This is a genomic window from Mesorhizobium sp. BR1-1-2, from assembly GCF_020165435.1.
In the GTDB taxonomy this organism is placed as follows: Bacteria; Pseudomonadota; Alphaproteobacteria; order Rhizobiales; family Rhizobiaceae; genus Mesorhizobium.
The window spans coordinates 370,201-386,403 of sequence record NZ_JAIUID010000003.1 but is presented as its reverse complement, the minus strand read 5'-3'; the positions used below and the strand labels follow the sequence as shown (position 1 = coordinate 386,403).

Annotated in this window: 17 protein-coding genes; 8 read left to right on the top strand and 9 right to left on the bottom strand. The window is 65.1% G+C overall.

Annotation, left to right across the window (positions count from 1 at the left end; translation table 11 throughout):
• Nucleotides 1–15 precede the first annotated feature (15 nt).
• From LB551_RS08400 to LB551_RS08380, 5 genes are all read left to right on the top strand, one after another.
• Nucleotides 16–705: a CerR family C-terminal domain-containing protein gene (locus LB551_RS08400; RefSeq protein WP_224658856.1), complete on the top strand. Its 690-nt coding sequence runs from the start codon at nucleotides 16–18 to the stop codon at nucleotides 703–705.
• Nucleotides 702–1,655 (top strand): HlyD family secretion protein, encoded by a 954-nt coding sequence (locus LB551_RS08395; RefSeq protein WP_224625337.1) that lies wholly within the window; start codon nucleotides 702–704, stop codon nucleotides 1,653–1,655. Before LB551_RS08400 ends, LB551_RS08395 begins: the two co-directional genes overlap by 4 nt.
• Nucleotides 1,652–2,572, top strand: coding sequence for an ABC transporter ATP-binding protein (locus LB551_RS08390; RefSeq protein ID WP_224658854.1), 921 nt, complete (start codon nucleotides 1,652–1,654; stop codon nucleotides 2,570–2,572). Before LB551_RS08395 ends, LB551_RS08390 begins: the two co-directional genes overlap by 4 nt.
• Nucleotides 2,569–3,705 (top strand): ABC transporter permease, encoded by a 1,137-nt coding sequence (locus LB551_RS08385; protein ID WP_140559144.1) that lies wholly within the window; start codon nucleotides 2,569–2,571, stop codon nucleotides 3,703–3,705. Before LB551_RS08390 ends, LB551_RS08385 begins: the two co-directional genes overlap by 4 nt.
• 223 nt (nucleotides 3,706–3,928) lie before the next feature.
• Nucleotides 3,929–4,234 (top strand): DUF1236 domain-containing protein, encoded by a 306-nt coding sequence (locus tag LB551_RS08380; RefSeq protein WP_140491773.1) that lies wholly within the window; start codon nucleotides 3,929–3,931, stop codon nucleotides 4,232–4,234.
• Nucleotides 4,235–4,327: 93 nt separating this feature from the next.
• On the opposite strand, the gene LB551_RS08375 is transcribed toward LB551_RS08380, so the two are convergent.
• Both LB551_RS08375 and LB551_RS08370 read right to left on the bottom strand, forming a co-directional pair.
• Nucleotides 4,328–5,308 carry a threonine/serine dehydratase gene (locus LB551_RS08375; protein ID WP_224658852.1) on the bottom strand — a complete coding sequence of 327 codons (981 nt, stop codon included), beginning with the start codon at nucleotides 5,306–5,308 and terminating at the stop codon, nucleotides 4,328–4,330.
• Nucleotides 5,309–5,454: 146 nt separating this feature from the next.
• A complete protein-coding gene (locus LB551_RS08370) occupies nucleotides 5,455–5,778 on the bottom strand; it encodes a hypothetical protein (RefSeq protein WP_140491777.1) in 324 nt (107 codons plus the stop codon).
• A gap of 176 nt (nucleotides 5,779–5,954) precedes the next feature.
• On the opposite strand from LB551_RS08370, the gene mbfA reads away from it, so the two are divergent.
• Entirely contained in the window at nucleotides 5,955–6,938 is a 984-nt protein-coding gene (mbfA, locus tag LB551_RS08365) for an iron exporter MbfA (protein WP_140491779.1), read from the top strand.
• 164 nt (nucleotides 6,939–7,102) lie between these two features.
• Here the strand turns inward: mbfA and LB551_RS08360 are convergent, their stop codons facing one another.
• Both LB551_RS08360 and LB551_RS08355 read right to left on the bottom strand, forming a co-directional pair.
• Nucleotides 7,103–7,447: an antibiotic biosynthesis monooxygenase family protein gene (locus tag LB551_RS08360; protein ID WP_224658850.1), complete on the bottom strand. Its 345-nt coding sequence runs from the start codon at nucleotides 7,445–7,447 to the stop codon at nucleotides 7,103–7,105.
• A complete protein-coding gene (locus tag LB551_RS08355) occupies nucleotides 7,444–7,776 on the bottom strand; it encodes an NIPSNAP family protein (protein ID WP_224658849.1) in 333 nt (110 codons plus the stop codon). Before LB551_RS08355 ends, LB551_RS08360 begins: the two co-directional genes overlap by 4 nt.
• A gap of 160 nt (nucleotides 7,777–7,936) precedes the next feature.
• Here LB551_RS08355 and LB551_RS08350 point away from each other — a divergent pair, with 160 nt between their 5' ends.
• Entirely contained in the window at nucleotides 7,937–8,611 is a 675-nt protein-coding gene (locus LB551_RS08350) for an ArsR/SmtB family transcription factor (protein WP_224658847.1), read from the top strand.
• A 78-nt stretch (nucleotides 8,612–8,689) separates the two neighbouring features.
• Here LB551_RS08350 and ligD read toward each other — a convergent pair whose 3' ends face one another.
• The 3 genes from ligD to LB551_RS08335 form a co-directional block, all read right to left on the bottom strand.
• Nucleotides 8,690–11,203: a DNA ligase D gene (gene ligD, locus LB551_RS08345; protein WP_224658846.1), complete on the bottom strand. Its 2,514-nt coding sequence runs from the start codon at nucleotides 11,201–11,203 to the stop codon at nucleotides 8,690–8,692.
• A gap of 12 nt (nucleotides 11,204–11,215) precedes the next feature.
• A complete protein-coding gene (locus LB551_RS08340; RefSeq protein WP_224658844.1) occupies nucleotides 11,216–12,094 on the bottom strand; it encodes a Ku protein in 879 nt (292 codons plus the stop codon).
• Between the two features lie 107 nt (nucleotides 12,095–12,201).
• Nucleotides 12,202–12,708, bottom strand: coding sequence for a ferritin-like domain-containing protein (locus tag LB551_RS08335; protein ID WP_224625345.1), 507 nt, complete (start codon nucleotides 12,706–12,708; stop codon nucleotides 12,202–12,204).
• Between the two features lie 396 nt (nucleotides 12,709–13,104).
• Between LB551_RS08335 and LB551_RS08330 the strand changes: the two genes are divergently transcribed.
• Complete coding sequence (locus tag LB551_RS08330; RefSeq protein WP_013892047.1) at nucleotides 13,105–13,245, top strand: hypothetical protein; 141 nt, start codon at nucleotides 13,105–13,107, stop codon at nucleotides 13,243–13,245.
• 301 nt (nucleotides 13,246–13,546) lie between these two features.
• Here LB551_RS08330 and LB551_RS08325 read toward each other — a convergent pair whose 3' ends face one another.
• Both LB551_RS08325 and LB551_RS08320 read right to left on the bottom strand, forming a co-directional pair.
• Nucleotides 13,547–13,930: a DUF1850 domain-containing protein gene (locus LB551_RS08325; protein ID WP_224658842.1), complete on the bottom strand. Its 384-nt coding sequence runs from the start codon at nucleotides 13,928–13,930 to the stop codon at nucleotides 13,547–13,549.
• Complete coding sequence (locus LB551_RS08320; RefSeq protein ID WP_224658840.1) at nucleotides 13,927–16,047, bottom strand: TRAP transporter permease; 2,121 nt, start codon at nucleotides 16,045–16,047, stop codon at nucleotides 13,927–13,929. The genes LB551_RS08325 and LB551_RS08320 overlap by 4 nt, the downstream gene beginning before the upstream one ends.
• Nucleotides 16,048–16,203 lie beyond the last annotated feature (156 nt).

The following is a 16,203-nucleotide window of genomic DNA, read 5'->3' as shown; positions in this document are numbered from 1 at the left end:
TTTAAAGTGTGCCGCATGATCAAGCCGCCTGAAGCCCGAAACCTTCGCCGCGAGCCGCCCGCCGCGGAGATGACGCGTGAAGCCCTGGTCCGCGCGGCGCTCAAGCTGTTCGGACGACAAGGCTTCGATGGCACCTCCACGCGCGAGATCGCGGCCGAGGCCAAGGCCAATATCGGTTCCATCGCCTATCATTTCGGCAGCAAGGAAGGGCTGCGCCTCGCCGCCGCCGACCATATCGTGGAGACCATACAGTCGGTCGCCGGCCAGGCACTCGGCGAGGCGCGGGGGCCGGCAATCGCGAACCCCGAGACGGCGCGCGCGCAGCTGTTCGCGGCGCTGGAGCGGATGGTGGCATTCGTCGTGGCGCAGCCGCAGGCCGGCGAGATCGTGCAGTTCGTGCTGCGTGAGCTCTCGCACCCGACCGCGGCGCTCGACCGCATCTATGAGGGCGTATTCGAGCCGACGCATCGGCGCCTGTGCCTGCTCTGGGAAGAAGCGACCGGCGAGGCGGCCGAGAGCGAGGCGACCCGGCTCACCGTGTTCACGCTGATCGGACAGGTCATCTATTTCCGCATCGGCCGCGAGGCGGTCATGCGCCGCATGGGCTGGCGCGAGATCGGCGCCGCCGAGGCCGCCAAGGTGGCGGCCGTCACATCGGACAACCTCGGCGCCATACTGGCCGCCCGGAAGGGATCGAGACGATGAGCTTTCTGTGTTCGCTGCCGCTTGCCGCTCAGCTCTTCGGCGCCTGCGCACCGGCTTCGCCGCTGGCCGTCGGCTATGTCGAAGGCGACTATGTGCTGCTGGCACCGATCGAGGTGGCGCAGGTCGAGACCGTCGCCGTCAAGCGCGGCGATCGCGTCACGTCGGGCACGACGATCGTGACGCTGGAAAACGCCGACGCGAAAATCGCGGTCGCACAGGCCACGGCGAGTCTCGCACAGGCGCAGGCGCAGCTTGCCGATCTGCAAGTGGGCAAGCGGCCGGAAGAAATCGCCGCCCTCAAGGCCCAGGTCGACATGGCCAAGGCACAGGCTGACGATGCCAGACGCAAATACGACCGCGCCGCCGACCTGTTCAGGCGCGGCACCGGCACGCAGGCCGACTACGACACCGCCTCCGCCACGCTGGAGACGGCCAATGCGCAGGTCGGACAGGCGCAGGCCAATCTCGCCGCCGGCGGCCTGCCGGCGCGTCCCGAGACGATCAAGGCCGCCGAAAGTCAGGTCAAGCAGGCGCAGGCCGCGCTCGACCAAGCGGCGTGGCGGCTGTCCAAGCGCACCCTGGCGGCCCCTTCTCCGGGCCGCGTCAGCGACGTCATCCGCAATCCGGGCGACACGGCAGGGCCGACCGCGCCCGTCATCTCGGTGCTGCCCGACGGCGCGGTGAAGCTCAGCGTCTATATACCGGAAGCCGCCTTCTCCTCGGTCAAGGTCGGCACCTTGCTCCGCGTCCATTGCGACGGCTGCGGCCCGGATGTGAAGGCGCGCGTCAGCTATGTCTCGCCCGATCCGGAATTCACCCCGCCGGTGATCTATTCGCTGGAGAACCGGCAGAAGCTGGTCTACCTCGTCGAGGCGCGGCCGGAGGGTGACGCCAGCGCCCTGCAGCCGGGCCAGATCGTCGATGTCGAGCTGGCGGTTTCAGGGAAATGAACGTCATCGACGTGCACGGCCTGGTCAAGCGCTTCGGCGACAAGACCGTCGTCGACCATGTCACGATGACGGTGGCGGAAGGCGAGATCGTCGGCTTCCTCGGCCCCAACGGCTCGGGCAAGACCACCACCATCCGCATCATGTGCGGCCTGCTGACCCCGGACGAGGGCGAAGGCACGGTGCTGGGTTTCGACATCCTCACCGACAGCCTGCGCATCAAGCGCGAGGTCGGCTACATGACGCAGAAATTCTCGTTCTACGAGGATCTGACGATCGGCGAGAACCTTGAATTCGTGGCGCGGCTCTACCGGCTGAAGCCGGTCGAGGAGCATGTCGCCAGGACCCTGGAGGAACTCGGCCTGACGACACGCCGCAACCAGCTCGCCGGTACGCTGTCGGGCGGCTGGAAGCAGCGGCTGGCGCTGGCCGCTTGCATCATGCACAAGCCGAAGCTGCTTCTGCTCGACGAGCCGACGGCTGGCGTCGACCCCAAGGCGCGGCGCGAGTTCTGGGACGAGATCCACCGGCTGGCCAACGGCGGGCTGACCGTGCTGGTCTCCACCCACTACATGGACGAGGCCGAGCGCTGCCATCGCATCAGTTATATCTCCTACGGCAAGATGCTGGCGACGGGCACCGTCGCCGAGGTGGTCAGGAATGCCGGCTTGACCACTTTCGTGCTGCAGGGCCCGCGCCTCGACCAGGTGGCGCAAGCGCTCGAAGGCCAGCCGGGCGTCGACCAGGTGGCGCCGTTCGGCGCGACGCTGCATGTCGTGGGAGCCGACAGGAAGAAGCTGGAGGCGGCGCTGGCCGATGTCGAGAAGGAGCACAAGGGCGTGACGGTGGCGCCGGGCGAAACCAGCCTCGAGGACGTCTTCATCCAGTTCATGTCCGGCTCGAAGGACAACATGGCATGAACGCGGTCTTCTCCTTCGCCCGGCTCGGCGCGCTGCTGATCAAGGAGTTCATCCAGATGCGCCGCGACCGCATCACCTTCGCCATGATGCTGGGTGTGCCGCTGATCCAGCTGGTGCTGTTCGGCTACGCCATCAACAACGACCCGAAGAGCCTGCCGGCGGCACTCGTGGCGACGAGCAGCGATCCCTATACGCGCGCCATGGTCTCGGCGCTGCAGACCACCGGCTACTACCGCTTCGACCATGTGGCGCAAAGTGCCGAGGAGGCCGAATTCCTGATGGCGCGCGGCGACGTCGCCTTCGTCGTCACCATTCCGGCCGATTTCGCGCGGCGGGTGGAGCGCGGCGACAATCCGCAGATCCTGATCGAGGCCGACGCCACCGACCCGGCGGTGGCCAGCGGCGCCATCTCGACGCTCAGCACCGTCGCCGGCCAGGCGCTGCTCAGAGCGCAAGGCATGCAGGAGGCCGCCGCCGAGGCCGCCCGGGGCCAGCTCGATGTGGTCGTGCACCGGCGCTACAATCCGGAGGGCATCTCGCAATACAACATCGTCCCCGGCCTGCTCGGCGTCATCCTGCAGATGACGATGGTGATGATGACCTCGATCGCGCTGACGCGCGAGACAGAGCGCGGCACGATGGAGAACCTGCTCGCCATGCCCTCGAGCCCGCTCGAGATCATGCTGGGCAAGGTGCTGCCCTATCTGGCGGTCGGCGCGGTTCAGGTCGTGGTGGTGCTGGCGGCGTCGAAGCTTCTGTTCGCCATCCCCTTCACGGGGTCGATGACGCTGCTCTTGTCGGCGGTGCTGGTGTTCGTGCTGTCCCTGGTGCTGCTCGGCTACACGATCTCGACCGTCGCGCGCACGCAGATGCAGGCGTTGCAGCTCACCTTCTTCTTCTTCCTGCCGTCGATCATGCTTTCCGGTTTCATGTTTCCCTATCGCGGCATGCCGGGCTGGGCGCAGATCTTTGGCGAGATCTTTCCCCTCACGCATTTCCTGCGCATTACCCGTGCCGTCATGCTGAAGGGCGCGCAGCTGCCGGCGGTGGCCGTAGAGATCGGCTGGCTGGTGGTGTTCGTGGCGCTGTTTGCCGGCGTCGCCCTTGTCCGCTTCCGCCGCACGCTGGACTGAACAGCCCCCGGAAGGTTGGAACCATGCTTCTGCCCCGGCGTTGTCGATCAGCCTCGCCGCTGCCACTTGCGGGCCAAGATGGCCCCCTTAGTGCAAGCGAAGCCTTTGGCATCTCGACGTCCAGCCGGATCATCTGGCGGGATGCGGAATGCCATCAAAACAACGGGATAGAGCACAGACTTGCAAGTGTATTGCGCTCTATCGACCAGCAATGGAGGCAATGATGAGACTGTATCTTTCCGCCACCGCGGCCGGGCTTCTGCTTGCCGCCGGCATCGGTGCCGCCGCCGCTCAGGACGTGATCATCGAGCCGCAGCAGGAGACCGTTATCCGCGAATATGTGCACAAGAAGCCGATCGCCTCGGTCGACCTGCTGGGCGTCCAGCTGGCCATCGGCTCGACCTTGCCGGACACTGTGGAGTTGCATGCGATCGATGTCCCTGATGTGCAGTACCGCTATGTCGTCGTCAACGGTCAGACCGTCCTCGTCGATCCCGGAACCCGTCGCATCGTGAAGGTCATCGACTGACGGCACTGGGGCAATTCCAGGAAAAGTGCGCAGCGGTTTCCATCCGGAATTGCGAAACAACAAGGCTGCCCGCCCTGCCACGCGGGGCGGGCCTCAGGCGGCAGCAGCCATGATCTTGGCATAGGCGTCGAAATCGACATTGCCGCCAGAGAGCACCACGGCCACGCATTTGCCGGCCAGGTCGATCCTGCCCGACGAGAGCGCCGCCAGCCCGACGCAGCCGCCGGGCTCCACGACCAGCTTGAGATGGGCCATGGCGTCGCGCATGGCCTGCTTCGTCGCCTCCTCCGAGACGGCAATGCCGCCGGCCAGCGTCTTGCGGTTGATCTCGAAGGTGAGCGCTCCCGGCTCGGCGACGAGAAGCGCGTCGCAGATCGAGGTGTGGCCGGGCTCGTTCGCTACCCTGGCGCCCTTGGCCAGCGACCGGCTGGTGTCGTCGAAAAATTCCGGCTCTGCCGCCCAGACGGCGGTGGCGGGCGAACCGTCCTTGACCGCGATCGAAATCCCGCTGCTCAGCCCGCCGCCGCCACAGGGAACGACGACGGCGTCGAGGCTCACGCCAAGCGCCTTGGCCTGACGCAGCAGTTCGAGGCCGATCGTGCCCTGGCCAGCGATGATGGCGGGATCGTCATAGGGCGGCACCAGGACCATGCCCTTCTCCACGTAAGGCCGAACCACGGCCACGCGGTCTTCGCGGACGCGATCGAAGGCGACCACTTCCGCGCCCATCTTGCGGACATTGCCGATCTTCATGGCCGGTGCGTCCGACGGCATGGCGATGACCGCCCTGACGCCGAACATGGCGGCGGAAGCGGCAACGCCTTGCGCATGATTGCCCGAGGAAAAGGCGACCACGCCGCGGCCGCGTTCCTCGGCCGATAGCGAGGACAGCTTGTTGTAAGCACCGCGGAACTTGAACGAGCCGGTACGCTGCAGCGTTTCCGGCTTGAACAGGATGCGGCCGCCGAAGCGGCTGTTGAGCTCGGGCGATTCGATCAGTGGCGTCTCGACAATAAGGCCTGACAGCCGGGCGGCGGCGGCGTGGATATCGGCGATGCCGGGAGGCGTGGTCATGGCGGGTCCTGTAGATGTGGTTCGGCCATGGTGCACGCAAAGGGCCGCGCGAGGCCAACAAAAAAATGTAACCGTCACAAGGTTTGGGGTCACGACGGCCGGCAGTGCTGGCCGTCACTTGCCTGCCGGTCCGTCCAGTTCAACCCTCACCCCAACAACGTCCGCTGCCGCTTGTTGCCGCCGGCCTTGCGCCAGGCGTTGAAGCGATGGGTGGCGGCGGCGAAGGAAATCTTCATCTGCTGGGAGACCGAATAGCGCGACTTGCCTTCGTCGAACATGCGGTAGCAGCACTCGACGCCTTCCTCGGTCAGCTTGCCGTCGAGGGTCTTGTTGTGCGGGTTGGCCGGGTCGAACTTCTCGATCTGCTGCTCGACCAGGCCTTTCAGGCGCTGCAGGTCGGCCTCGATGCTGGCGATAAGGTCGAGGACGGGTTTCGGGTCGAAGTGATGGGCGTGCGGCTTTGCTGTCATCGGGCTTCCTCGGTTGTTGGCTTGAGTTCCGTCATATAAGTGAACATTTGCCGATAATGAAGGGCCGGCGCCAAATGGCTGCTTCAACAAATCTTGACCGGCCGCCCAGGCGCACGATTGACCGATGCGGCAGCAAACTTTAGTTTAGAACAATTCTAAACTAGGGTGATTTCCTCATGCTTTCCCGTGTTTTCGGCTTCGGCCGCCGTTCCTTCGATTCGCTCTCCGAACAGGAGATCCTGGCGCTTGCCATCTCGTCGGAAGAAGACGACGGTCGAATCTATCGCGCCTATGCGGATGGGCTGGCGGAGGATTTTCCGCAATCGGCCAAGATGTTCGAGGACATGGCCGAGGAGGAGGACGGTCATCGCGACGCGCTGATCGAGCTTTTCCGCAGGCGTTTCGGCGAGCGCATTCCGCTGATCCGGCGCGAGCATGTGAAGGGCTATTACGAGCGCAAGCCCGACTGGCTGGTCAAGCCGCTCGGCATCGAGCAGGTACGCCGCCAGGCCGAGGCGATGGAGCGGCAGGCCTATCTGTTCTATGTCGAGGCGGCCAGGCGCACCACCGATGCCTCGACCAGAAAGCTGCTCGACGAACTGGCGGCGGCGGAACAGAGCCATGAGAGCATGGCGCAGCGGCTGGAGCAGCAGCACGTGCCGGGCACCGTGAAGGTCGAGGAGGCGACGGCCGAGCAGCGCCAGTTCATCCTCACCTATGTGCAGCCGGGACTGGCCGGACTGATGGACGGCTCGGTATCGACGCTGGCGCCGATCTTCGCCGCCGCCTTTGCCACGCACGACACCTGGCAGACGCTTCTCGTCGGCCTCGCCGCCTCGATCGGCGCCGGCATCTCGATGGGCTTCACCGAGGTCGCCTCCGACGACGGCAAGCTGTCGGGCCGGGGTTCGCCGGTCAAGCGCGGCCTGACCGTGGGCATCATGACGACGCTCGGCGGCCTCGGCCATGCGCTGCCTTACCTCATCCCGCATTTCTGGACGGCGACAGCGGTCGCCGCCGTGGTGGTGTTCTTCGAACTCTGGGCGATCGCCTTCGTCCAGAACCGCTACATGCAGACACCCTTCCTGCGCGCCGCCTTCCAGGTGGTGCTCGGCGGCGCGCTGGTGTTCGCGGCAGGCGTGCTCATCGGGAACGCTTAGGCGCTTCTTCCTTCTTCCTTCTCCCTTGTGGGAGAAGGTGGATCGGCGCGTAGCGCCGAGACGGACAAGGGGTGTTCCAGCGGAATGAGACCTTGACGTTCCCTGGTGCACCCCTCATCCGACCTCGCTTCGCGAGGCCACCAAGGAAGAGCCGCGCCACTCCCTTACCCGTTCACCGCCCGGCTGTCCGCCGGCACCTCTTCCCTTTCCGTCAGCCCGTAGTCCCTCACCACCTGCGCAATCCGCAAACGGTAGCCGGCAAAGATGCCGCCGCGCCCGGCCTGCTGCGCCTGCCGGTGTTCTTGCGTGTTGCGCCATGCCTTCACCGCTTCCTCGTCGCGCCAGAACGACAGTGACAGGATGCGGTCCGGATTGGCGAGGCTCTGGAAGCGCTCCACCGAGATGAAGCCATCGATGCCTTCAAGCAGCGGCCGCAACTCGGCGGCGATGCCCAGATAGGCGTCGCGCCTGCCCGCGGCCGGTTCGACCTCGAAGATGACGGCGATCATGGCAGCACCAGTTTCGCGTGCGGGCCGGACGCCAGTTTCAGGAACATGCGGTCCTCCTTGAGGATGAATTTTTCACGGCGGGCGAATTCGTAGTTTGCCTTGCCGGCCGGGTCGGCGGCAAGCCGGGCCCTATAGGCTTCGTAGGTGGCCAGGCTTTCTATGTTGTAGGCGGCATAGGCGGTCGTGGCCGAGCCTTCATGCGGCGCGTAGTAGCCGATCAGGTCGGCGCCGCAGCGCGGAATGGCCTGACCCCAGTTACGGGCATATTCCTCGAATGCGGCCTTACCGAACGGATCGATCTCGTAGCGGATGAAGCAGGTGATGGTCATTTCGGTCTCCCTGAGTTGGCGCACGGATAATTCGATCTCTGTCGAAACGTCGCCTACGCCGTTGTGCTAGCAGTTTCCTGTCAGGAGCATCGTCAGCGCTCCTTGAGCTGAGCGAAGGATAGTGATTATCTGGCGAGAATGCTTCGATAGGGATGAAACTATGCGTGAAGGACCCGACATTGCCCGCATCGCCAGCCTGATCGGCGACCCGGCCCGCGCCAACATGCTCAACGCACTGATGGGCGGCACGGCGCTGACGGCGAGCGAGCTGGCGCTCGAGGCCGGCGTATCGATGCCGACCGCCTCCTCGCATCTGTCGAAACTGATGGAAGGCGGGCTGCTGACCGTGGCAAGCCAGGGCCGGCATCGCTATTACGGGCTCGCCGGCCCGCAGGTGGCTGGAATGATCGAAGCCATCGCCGGTGTCGCCGAAACCATCGGCCCCAGGCGCGTGCGGCCGGGCCCACGCGACGGAGCGATGCGCGTGGCGCGCGTCTGCTACGATCATCTTGCCGGCGAGCAGGCGGTGGCGATGCTCGACCGTCTCATCGACCGGAGGCTGTTGCTGCGCGACAAGGGCGAAATCCGGTTGGCGCCTTCGGCCGCCTCGCATTTCGCGGCGATCGGCATCGATGTGGAGGCAAAGGCCCGGCGGCCGGTGTGCCGTGCCTGCCTCGACTGGAGCGTACGGCGCTCGCATCTCGCCGGCACGCTGGGTGCGGCGATCCTCGACAAGATTCTCGCCGAGAAATGGGCGCGCCGGGAGAAGGACAGCCGCGCGGTGATTTTTTCGCCGCCCGGCAAACAGGCGTTCGAGAAGGTGTTTTTGGCTTGAGGGATCGACGCTGTCGCCAGCATCGATCCGTCGGCGGGACAGGCACGAAGGATCGCGGCGCTTCAGATGCGGCCAGAATTACCCCCGCTTCAACACCTTCCCCTTCTTGAAAAAATCCTTCCACGGATCGGCTTCCGCCAGCCGCTTCAGCGTCGTCTTGTCGCCGATGGGGAAGGCGTTCGGCGGCAGGCCGGCCTCGATCTCGTCCCAGGTCACCGGCATCGACACCGTGGCACCCTTCTTGGCCCGCGACGAGTAAGGCGCGACCGTGGTGGCGCCGCTGCCATTGCGCAGATAGTCGACGAATATCTTGCCGGTGCGCGCCTTCTTCGACAGCGTCGCGGTGTAGCGGTCGGGCGCGCCCTGTTCCAGCGCGCGCGCGAAATCATGGGCGAAGCCTTTCACCTCCTCCCAGTTGGCCGACGGTTTCAGCGGCACGACGACATGAAAGCCCTTGCCACCCGATGTCTTGACGAAATTGGGCAGCGACAGCTCGTCAAGCTTACCCCTTATGTCAAGCGCCGCTGCGCGGACCGCCTTCACGTCCACCCCCTCATCGGGATCGAGATCGAAGACGATCTGGTCGGGCCGCTCGAGCTGGTCGACGGTGCAGCCCCAGATGTGGATCTCGACCACGCCGAGCTGGACAAGTGCCGCGATGCCGTCGAAATCGCGGATGAACAGGATTTCCTCGCCGTCCGTGGGGTCCTTGGTCTTCTCGATCTTGTCATGCATGCCGGGCGAGGCGTGCTTCTGGAAGAAGCGCTGGCCGCCGACACCGTCGGGGGCCCTGACCAGGCTGAGCGGGCGGTTGACGACGAATTGTTTCATGCGCGGCCACACCAGCGCGTAATGGTCGAGCAGCCCCTGCTTGGATATCTTTTCGTCGGGCCACAGGAGCTTGTCTGGATGCGACAGCTTCACCGTGGTGGTTGCCGCCCTTGCCGGCGTTGCACCGCCTGACGCCGGCTTGGCCCGGGCCGTGCTCTTGCCTGTCGGTGCCTTCGGTTTCTCCTGCACGACTTCCTCCGCCGGCTTGTCTTCGCGCAACCCCTGGAACGAGGCGTGGCGTACTATACGGTCGGAGGTCCAACTGCGGAACTCCACTTCGCCGACAAGCTCCGGCTTCACCCAGACCAGGCCCTTGCCCCTCGGCACGGCCTTGTCGAAGGGCGACGACTTCGTTTGCAGAGCATCGAGCTTCTTCTTCAGGGCATTGGCGCTGCCGGTCGAGAAGCCGGTGCCGACGCGGCCGGCATAGTGCAGCTTGCCGGCCTCGAAATAACCGAGCAGCAGCGAACGCAGCCCGCGCCCGGTCTTGTCGGACGGCAGGTAGCCGGCGATGACGAACTCCTGTCGCAGCGTGCACTTCGACTTCACCCAGGACAGCCCGCGCCCGCTGCGGTAGACCGCGTCGGCGCGCTTGGAGACGACGCCTTCCAGTCCCATGCGGCAGGCATGCTCGAGCATCACCTTGCCGGGCTCGGCGAAGTGGTCGCTGAAGCGAACCGCCGAATCCTCCGGCTGGCTGGCCAGCAATTCCTGCAAGGCCTGCTTGCGCTCGACCAGCGGCTCGCGGCGCAGGTCCCGCCCATTCAGCCGCATCAGGTCAAAGACGTAGTAGATGAAGCGGTCCGTGCGCTTCGCCGACAGGTCGGCCTGCAAAAGCGCGAAGGAAGAGACGCCGCTGTCGGCCAACACCACGATCTCGCCGTCGATGATGGCGTCGCTGCATTTCAGCCCGGCGAGCTCGGCGACGATCGCGTCGCCGAATTTCTTCGTCCAGTCGAGGCCGGTGCGGGTGAGCAGCCGCACGTCCGGGCCGGCGATCTGCGCTTGCATGCGATAGCCGTCGAACTTGACCTCATGCAGCCAGTCCTCGCCCGGCGGCGCTTCCCGCTCGAGGGTGGCCAGTTGTGGCTCGATGAAGTCGAGGCGCTGTGCGTGTCCGGCCTTGGCTTGGGCGGCGGCCGGTTTGTTGGAGTGCCAGACCTTCGCCTTCTCACCTTTCGCGGCCTTGCCCGCCCCGACCTCCTCGATGGTCAGGCCCGACTTCACCGATTTCGGCGCTTCCTCCAGAATATCCTCGCCCGGGCGCGCCGCGCTATCGTCCGACTTGATCAGCAGCCAGTTGTCGCGCTTCTCGCCGGGGCGCGGTCTCAGCCGCACCAGGTGCCAGCGGCCGTGCAGCTTATGGCCGTTGAGCTCGAAGTTGATATGGCCCTTCTTCATCGCCTTGGCGGGATCGCCCTCGGGCACCCATGTGCCCTCGTCCCAGACGATGACCGAACCGGCGCCATATTCTCCCTTGGGAATGGTGCCCTCGAACGGCGCATAGTCGATCGGATGGTCCTCGACATGCACGGCCAGCCGTTTCTCGTGCGGATCGAGGCTCGGGCCGCGCGTCACCGCCCAGCTCCACAGCACGCCGGCATGTTCGAGGCGCAGGTCGTAATGCAGCCTGGTCGCCGCGTGCTTGTGGATGACGAAGATGCCGCCGGCCTCGCCCTTCTTGCCGCGAGCGACCTTGCCGTGAGGTTCGGCGGTTTTCCTGAAATCGCGCTTGGCGTGATATTGTTCGAGGCTGGCCATCCCTTGGTGTCCTCACGCCGATTTGCGCTTGGGCGCGGCTTCTTTCGGCTTGCCGCGTTTGGCCGGCGGTTTGGCTTTCACGGAGGCCTTGCCGCGGCGTTCGCCGGATCCACCATCCGACGAGAGGCTCTTCTTCAGGGCATCGAAAAGATTGACGACGTTGGACGGCTTGGGCGCGGCCTTGGCCTTGGGTGCCTTGCGGCCCGCCTTCTTCGCGCGGATCAGTTCGAGCAACGCATCCTCGTATTTGTCCTCGAATTTCGAGGGATCGAACTTCGCTTTCTTCTTGTCGATGATGAGCTCGGCCAGATCGGTCATCTCCTGATCCGTCTTCACCGATTCGATGTCGCCGAAGACGGTGTCCGGCTGCCGCACCGTGTTGTCGTAGCGCAACGTCGTCAGCACCATGCCCTTGCCGAGCGGTTCGATGACCACGGGACGTTCGCGCCGATAGAGCACGATGCGCGCCAGGCCCGCCATCTTCTTGCCGGCCATCGCGTCGCGGATGACGGCGAAAGCGTCCTGCGAGACCTTGTCGGCCGGCGCGACATAATAGGGCGTATCGAGATAGATCTGCTCGATGGAGGATTTGTCGACGAAGCCGTCGAGGCTCATCGTATGCGAGGACTCGATCTGGACGGCCTCGATCTCGTCTTCCTCGATGTGGATAAAACTGCCATCGTCGTCCTCGTAGCCCTTGATCTCGTCGCCGTCGTCAAGCGGCTTGCCGGTTTCGGCGTCGACATAGATCCGTTTCACCGTGTTGCCGGTCTCGCGGTTGAGGATGCGAAACGAGACCTTCTCGGCATGGGTTACGACGTTTGTCAGTTCGATGGCGCAGGTGACCAGCGAAAGCTTCAGATAGCCTTTCCAGGCGGGACGCGGCGCCATGATGATTTCCTAGAGAAAGACCAGGCTGGAACGGACGACGACCCCAACGGTTCCAGTCCGGTCGAGCCAAGGCCGGCGCGATTGCCGCCGGCCCCGGCTTTCAGCCCCTATTCGGCGGCCTGCAGGTTGATCTTGCTTTCCGCGATTTCGGTCAGCTTGCGATCCGTAGCCTGCTCTTCCTTGAGATTTTTGGCCAGCACGTTGGCGCAATCGCTGCGGCCAAGCTGCTTGGCCCAGGCGATCAAGGTGCCGTAGCGGGTCATCTCATAGTGCTCGACCGCTTGCGCCGAGGCGATCAGCGCCGCATCCAGCACCTCCTTGTCGTCGACGTCGCCGCTGACGTCGTCCGCTTCCTCGAGGATGCCGTCTATGGCCGGGCAATTGACCTCCTTGGCCTTGACGCCGTGCAGTTCGAACACCTGCTCGACGCGTTCGATATGGCCCCTGGTCTGCTCGAGATGTTTCTCGAAGCCGGCCTTCAGCTGCGGATCGGTCGCCTTGTCGACCATCTTCGGCAATGCCTTCTCGATCTGCTTTTCGGCATAGTAGATGTCGCGCAGCGTGTGCACGAACAGATCGTCCAGCGTTTTGATGTCCTTCGAAAAGAAGCCCATGATTGTGACCCTTCCTTTGCTCTGCGGTTGCGGGTTGGAGGGACACCGGTCGGCGGCCCCATCGGCCGACCATGCCGGCTCGAGGAGTCAACGTCTCGTCCCGGGCCGGGTTCCGGACTTGCGGCGTCGAGCAACGAAATTCTCCCGCCAGGACGAAAGCTGAAACGCAACCGCACCCAGGCGACATCCAAACGAAACATATGTGATGCAAAAGTCACACACGCCGAAATGGCGACAAAAGGCGTGGAAAGACCCCGAATCAGCCGCATTCCGGCCATGAAGCGACGGGTTTTCGACCAGAAATTAACATCGCGTTCACCGACTATTCACGCCTCGACGCTATGATTTCCGCAATTCGGAAGGGACACCCGAAAGTCGGGACAGGGACCAGGTAAAATGAACTTCCTCACGCACCTCATCGGCTATGCCGCAGCGATCCGCGAATTCGTCGCGCCAACCTATCGGCCCGAGCGCTACTACATGCGCGGACCGGGCCCGGCCTGCGCTCGTCGCGGCACCTCGTTGGGCGCGCACTGACCATGACTTTCGAGAGCCGACACAACAGCCGCATCTGCAGGCCGGACGCCGAGTCGCGCGCCACCACCTATCGCGCCGAGCGCCCGGCCTTCGCCGATCGGCGGCGTGCGACATCGCCGCGGCTTTGAGACCGCCTTCGCTGGCTTAATGTCTCAGGACACGGGGCTGCGGGGCCTGCGTGAGCGACCTTCTCCAGTCGGGCCCCAGTCCAGTCGGCCCAGTCCAAGCCGTCCTTCTGAATACCCTTCGATGCAAGCCATCCGCTGACCGTCTTCGACAGCGTTTGCTCCAGCCGGATGAGTTACCGCGGCCGGCTCGCGCCGTCCGGCGCACATGGCTCCAGCACAATCGTGCCGCCCGCCACCTTGCCGAGTTCTCGGCAACCCTGACCTGTGCACAGTGTCCAACCATCACCGGTCGCGCCGGAGGCGGCGAGCACGAGGCTCCGCTGCGGCCCGACCTTCGGAGCATAGGCCCACCAGCCGTCTCGCAGCACCGCGCCCTCCGGCGGCTCCATGCCGGCGCCCGAGCCCTTTATGCGCGCCTCGGTGACTTGCAGGCCGGAAGGCATCACCTTCCAGTCTTCCTCCCAGCGCGTGCGCTCCACCGAATGCGTCCAGGACAGGGTGAAAGCGGCGGCCGCCAGCGTCACCGTCTTGCCCACGGCAAGGATACACAGGCTCATGCCTTGGCCGTCACCCGCCGCGCGCGCCAGAAATGCCAGCCGATCCAGGCGAACGACAGTGCCCAGCCCGTCTCGTCGGTGAGCGGGATCGCCGCGACCAGCAGCACGCCGGCGCAGAAGGCGACGAGCCGTTCCCACCACGCCATGCGCCTGGCAAGGAAGCCGACGGCGGCGGCGCCCCACAGCACGATCCCCATGCACGCCTTGACGACGATGTAGGCGACCTCGACAGGGTAGCCGAATTGGGCGGCGATCGGGCCTGGATCCTGTAGCATCAGCGCCGGCGTATAGACGGCCATGAACGGCACGACGAAGCCGGCAATGGCGAGCTTGGTCGCCTGGATGCCGATCTTGAGGCCGCTTTCCCTGGCCATCGGGGCGGCCGCGAAGGCGGCCAGCGCAACCGGTGGCGTGAGATCGGCCATGATGCCGAAGTAGAAGACGAACATATGGCTGACCACCAGCGGCACGCCGAGCGACAGCAGCGCCGGGCCGGCCAGCGAGGAGGTGATGATGTAATTGGGAATGGTCGGGATGCCCATGCCGAGCACCAGGCAGGTGAGCATGGTCAGCACCAGCGACAGGAACAGATTGTCCTCGCCGATGGAGATGATCCAGCCGATGAAGGTGGAGGCGATGCCGGTGAGCGTCAGCGTGCCGATGACGATGCCGACGATGGCGCAGGCGATGCCGACCGGCAGCGCGTTCTTGGCCCCTTCGGCGAGTGAATCCACGCAGATCCGCAGCGTTTCGCGCCCGCCCTTGAAGGCGAAGCAGGCGACGACGAGCGCGGCGATGACGAGGCCGAGTATGTTGACGCCGAAGCGCATGAATGAGGCGGCGGCGAGCCCGAGCGCCAGCCAGAAGACGACGCGGAAGGCGAGCGGGCCGATCAGGGCCGCCAGCGGCGTGCCGAGGATGAGCACGATGGTCAGCGCCAGGCCCATCGTGCCGGCGAAGATCGGTGTGTAGCCGGCAAACAGGAGATAGATGAGGGCCGCCAGCGGCAGCACCAGCGGCCAGTGCTGGCGCACGGCATCCCAGGGATTGGGCAGTTCGGCCTTGGCCATGCCGTGCAGGCCGGCCTTGCCGGCTTCCAGATGCACCTGCCAGAAACAGGCGCCGAAATAGAGCAGCGCCGGTATGATCGCCGCCTTGACCACTTCGGCATAGGGGATGTTCAGCGTCTCGGCCATGATGAAGGCGACCGCGCCCATCACCGGCGGCATGATCTGGCCGCCCATCGAGGAGGTCGCCTCGACGGCGCCGGCGAAGGCCGACCGGAAGCCGAAGCGCTTCATCAGCGGGATGGTGAACTGGCCGCTGGCCACGACATTGGCGACGCCGGAGCCGGAAATGGTGCCCATCAGCGCCGAAGACAAAACGCAGACCTGCGCCGGGCCGCCGCGCCACGAACCGACCAGGCCGAGCGCGAAATCGTTGAACAGCGCGATCATGCCGGCGCGTTCGAGGAAGGCGGCAAAGACGACGAAGATGAAGATATAGGCGGCCGAGACATAGACCGGCGTGCCGTATATGCCTTCGGTGCCATAGGCGAACGTGTCGACGAGCTGGGCGAAATCGTAGCCGCGATGGATGAAGGGCGGCGGCAGGTGGTTGCCGACGAAGCAGTAGGCGAGGAAAATGAAGGCGATGATTGCCAGCGGCAATCCCATCAGCCGCCGGGCCGCCTCGAAGACCAGCACCACCAGCACCGCGCCGACGATCTGGTCCGGCACGGTGAGGAAGCCGGAGCGGCGGATGAGGTCGGTGTAGAACACCCAGTTGTAGAGGCCGGTGCCGAAGCCGAGCACGCCGAGCGCCCAGAACACGGCCTTGGCCGGCAGGCTTCGGGCGCGCAAATTGGCGATCAGGCCGAAGCCGAGCAGCAGCAGGAAGCCGACATGCATGGCCCGCACCACCTGGCTCGGAATGCTGCCATAGGCGGCCACGTAGATCTGGAAGACCGAAAAGGCGACGGCGATGAGGAAGGCAGCCTTGCCGGCGATGCCGTCGCCAAAGCCCGGCGGCAAGCCTTCGACCTGCTCTTCGGCGACGGGGAGATGGAAGGTGGAGGATTTGCCGTCGGCAGGCGTTCCATGCGTTGCTTCGCTCATCCGGCCAACTCCAAAGCGAGCGAATTGTAGCGCGAGGCGCCCCCCTCTGCCCTGCCGGGCATCTCCCCCAGAAGGGGAAAGATTGGCTGTCGCAATGCTCTTCGCCAAACGCCGACATTGCAGGATAAACGCCGACATTGACGCTGCCGATCTCCC

Excerpts from the sequence above, each read along its gene's own strand:
- LB551_RS08400 (WP_224658856.1), top strand. The coding sequence starts at position 16 with ATGATCAAGCCGCCTGAAGCCCGAAACCTTCGCCGCGAGCCGCCCGCC.
- LB551_RS08395 (WP_224625337.1), top strand. The coding sequence starts at position 702 with ATGAGCTTTCTGTGTTCGCTGCCGCTTGCCGCTCAGCTCTTCGGCGCC.
- LB551_RS08390 (WP_224658854.1), top strand. The coding sequence starts at position 1,652 with ATGAACGTCATCGACGTGCACGGCCTGGTCAAGCGCTTCGGCGACAAG.
- LB551_RS08385 (WP_140559144.1), top strand. The coding sequence starts at position 2,569 with ATGAACGCGGTCTTCTCCTTCGCCCGGCTCGGCGCGCTGCTGATCAAG.
- LB551_RS08380 (WP_140491773.1), top strand. The coding sequence starts at position 3,929 with ATGAGACTGTATCTTTCCGCCACCGCGGCCGGGCTTCTGCTTGCCGCC.
- LB551_RS08375 (WP_224658852.1), bottom strand. The coding sequence starts at position 5,308 with ATGACCACGCCTCCCGGCATCGCCGATATCCACGCCGCCGCCGCCCGG.
- LB551_RS08370 (WP_140491777.1), bottom strand. The coding sequence starts at position 5,778 with ATGACAGCAAAGCCGCACGCCCATCACTTCGACCCGAAACCCGTCCTC.
- mbfA (WP_140491779.1), top strand. The coding sequence starts at position 5,955 with ATGCTTTCCCGTGTTTTCGGCTTCGGCCGCCGTTCCTTCGATTCGCTC.
- LB551_RS08360 (WP_224658850.1), bottom strand. The coding sequence starts at position 7,447 with ATGATCGCCGTCATCTTCGAGGTCGAACCGGCCGCGGGCAGGCGCGAC.
- LB551_RS08355 (WP_224658849.1), bottom strand. The coding sequence starts at position 7,776 with ATGACCATCACCTGCTTCATCCGCTACGAGATCGATCCGTTCGGTAAG.
- LB551_RS08350 (WP_224658847.1), top strand. The coding sequence starts at position 7,937 with ATGCGTGAAGGACCCGACATTGCCCGCATCGCCAGCCTGATCGGCGAC.
- ligD (WP_224658846.1), bottom strand. The coding sequence starts at position 11,203 with ATGGCCAGCCTCGAACAATATCACGCCAAGCGCGATTTCAGGAAAACC.
- LB551_RS08340 (WP_224658844.1), bottom strand. The coding sequence starts at position 12,094 with ATGGCGCCGCGTCCCGCCTGGAAAGGCTATCTGAAGCTTTCGCTGGTC.
- LB551_RS08335 (WP_224625345.1), bottom strand. The coding sequence starts at position 12,708 with ATGGGCTTCTTTTCGAAGGACATCAAAACGCTGGACGATCTGTTCGTG.
- LB551_RS08330 (WP_013892047.1), top strand. The coding sequence starts at position 13,105 with ATGAACTTCCTCACGCACCTCATCGGCTATGCCGCAGCGATCCGCGAA.
- LB551_RS08325 (WP_224658842.1), bottom strand. The coding sequence starts at position 13,930 with ATGAGCCTGTGTATCCTTGCCGTGGGCAAGACGGTGACGCTGGCGGCC.
- LB551_RS08320 (WP_224658840.1), bottom strand. The coding sequence starts at position 16,047 with ATGAGCGAAGCAACGCATGGAACGCCTGCCGACGGCAAATCCTCCACC.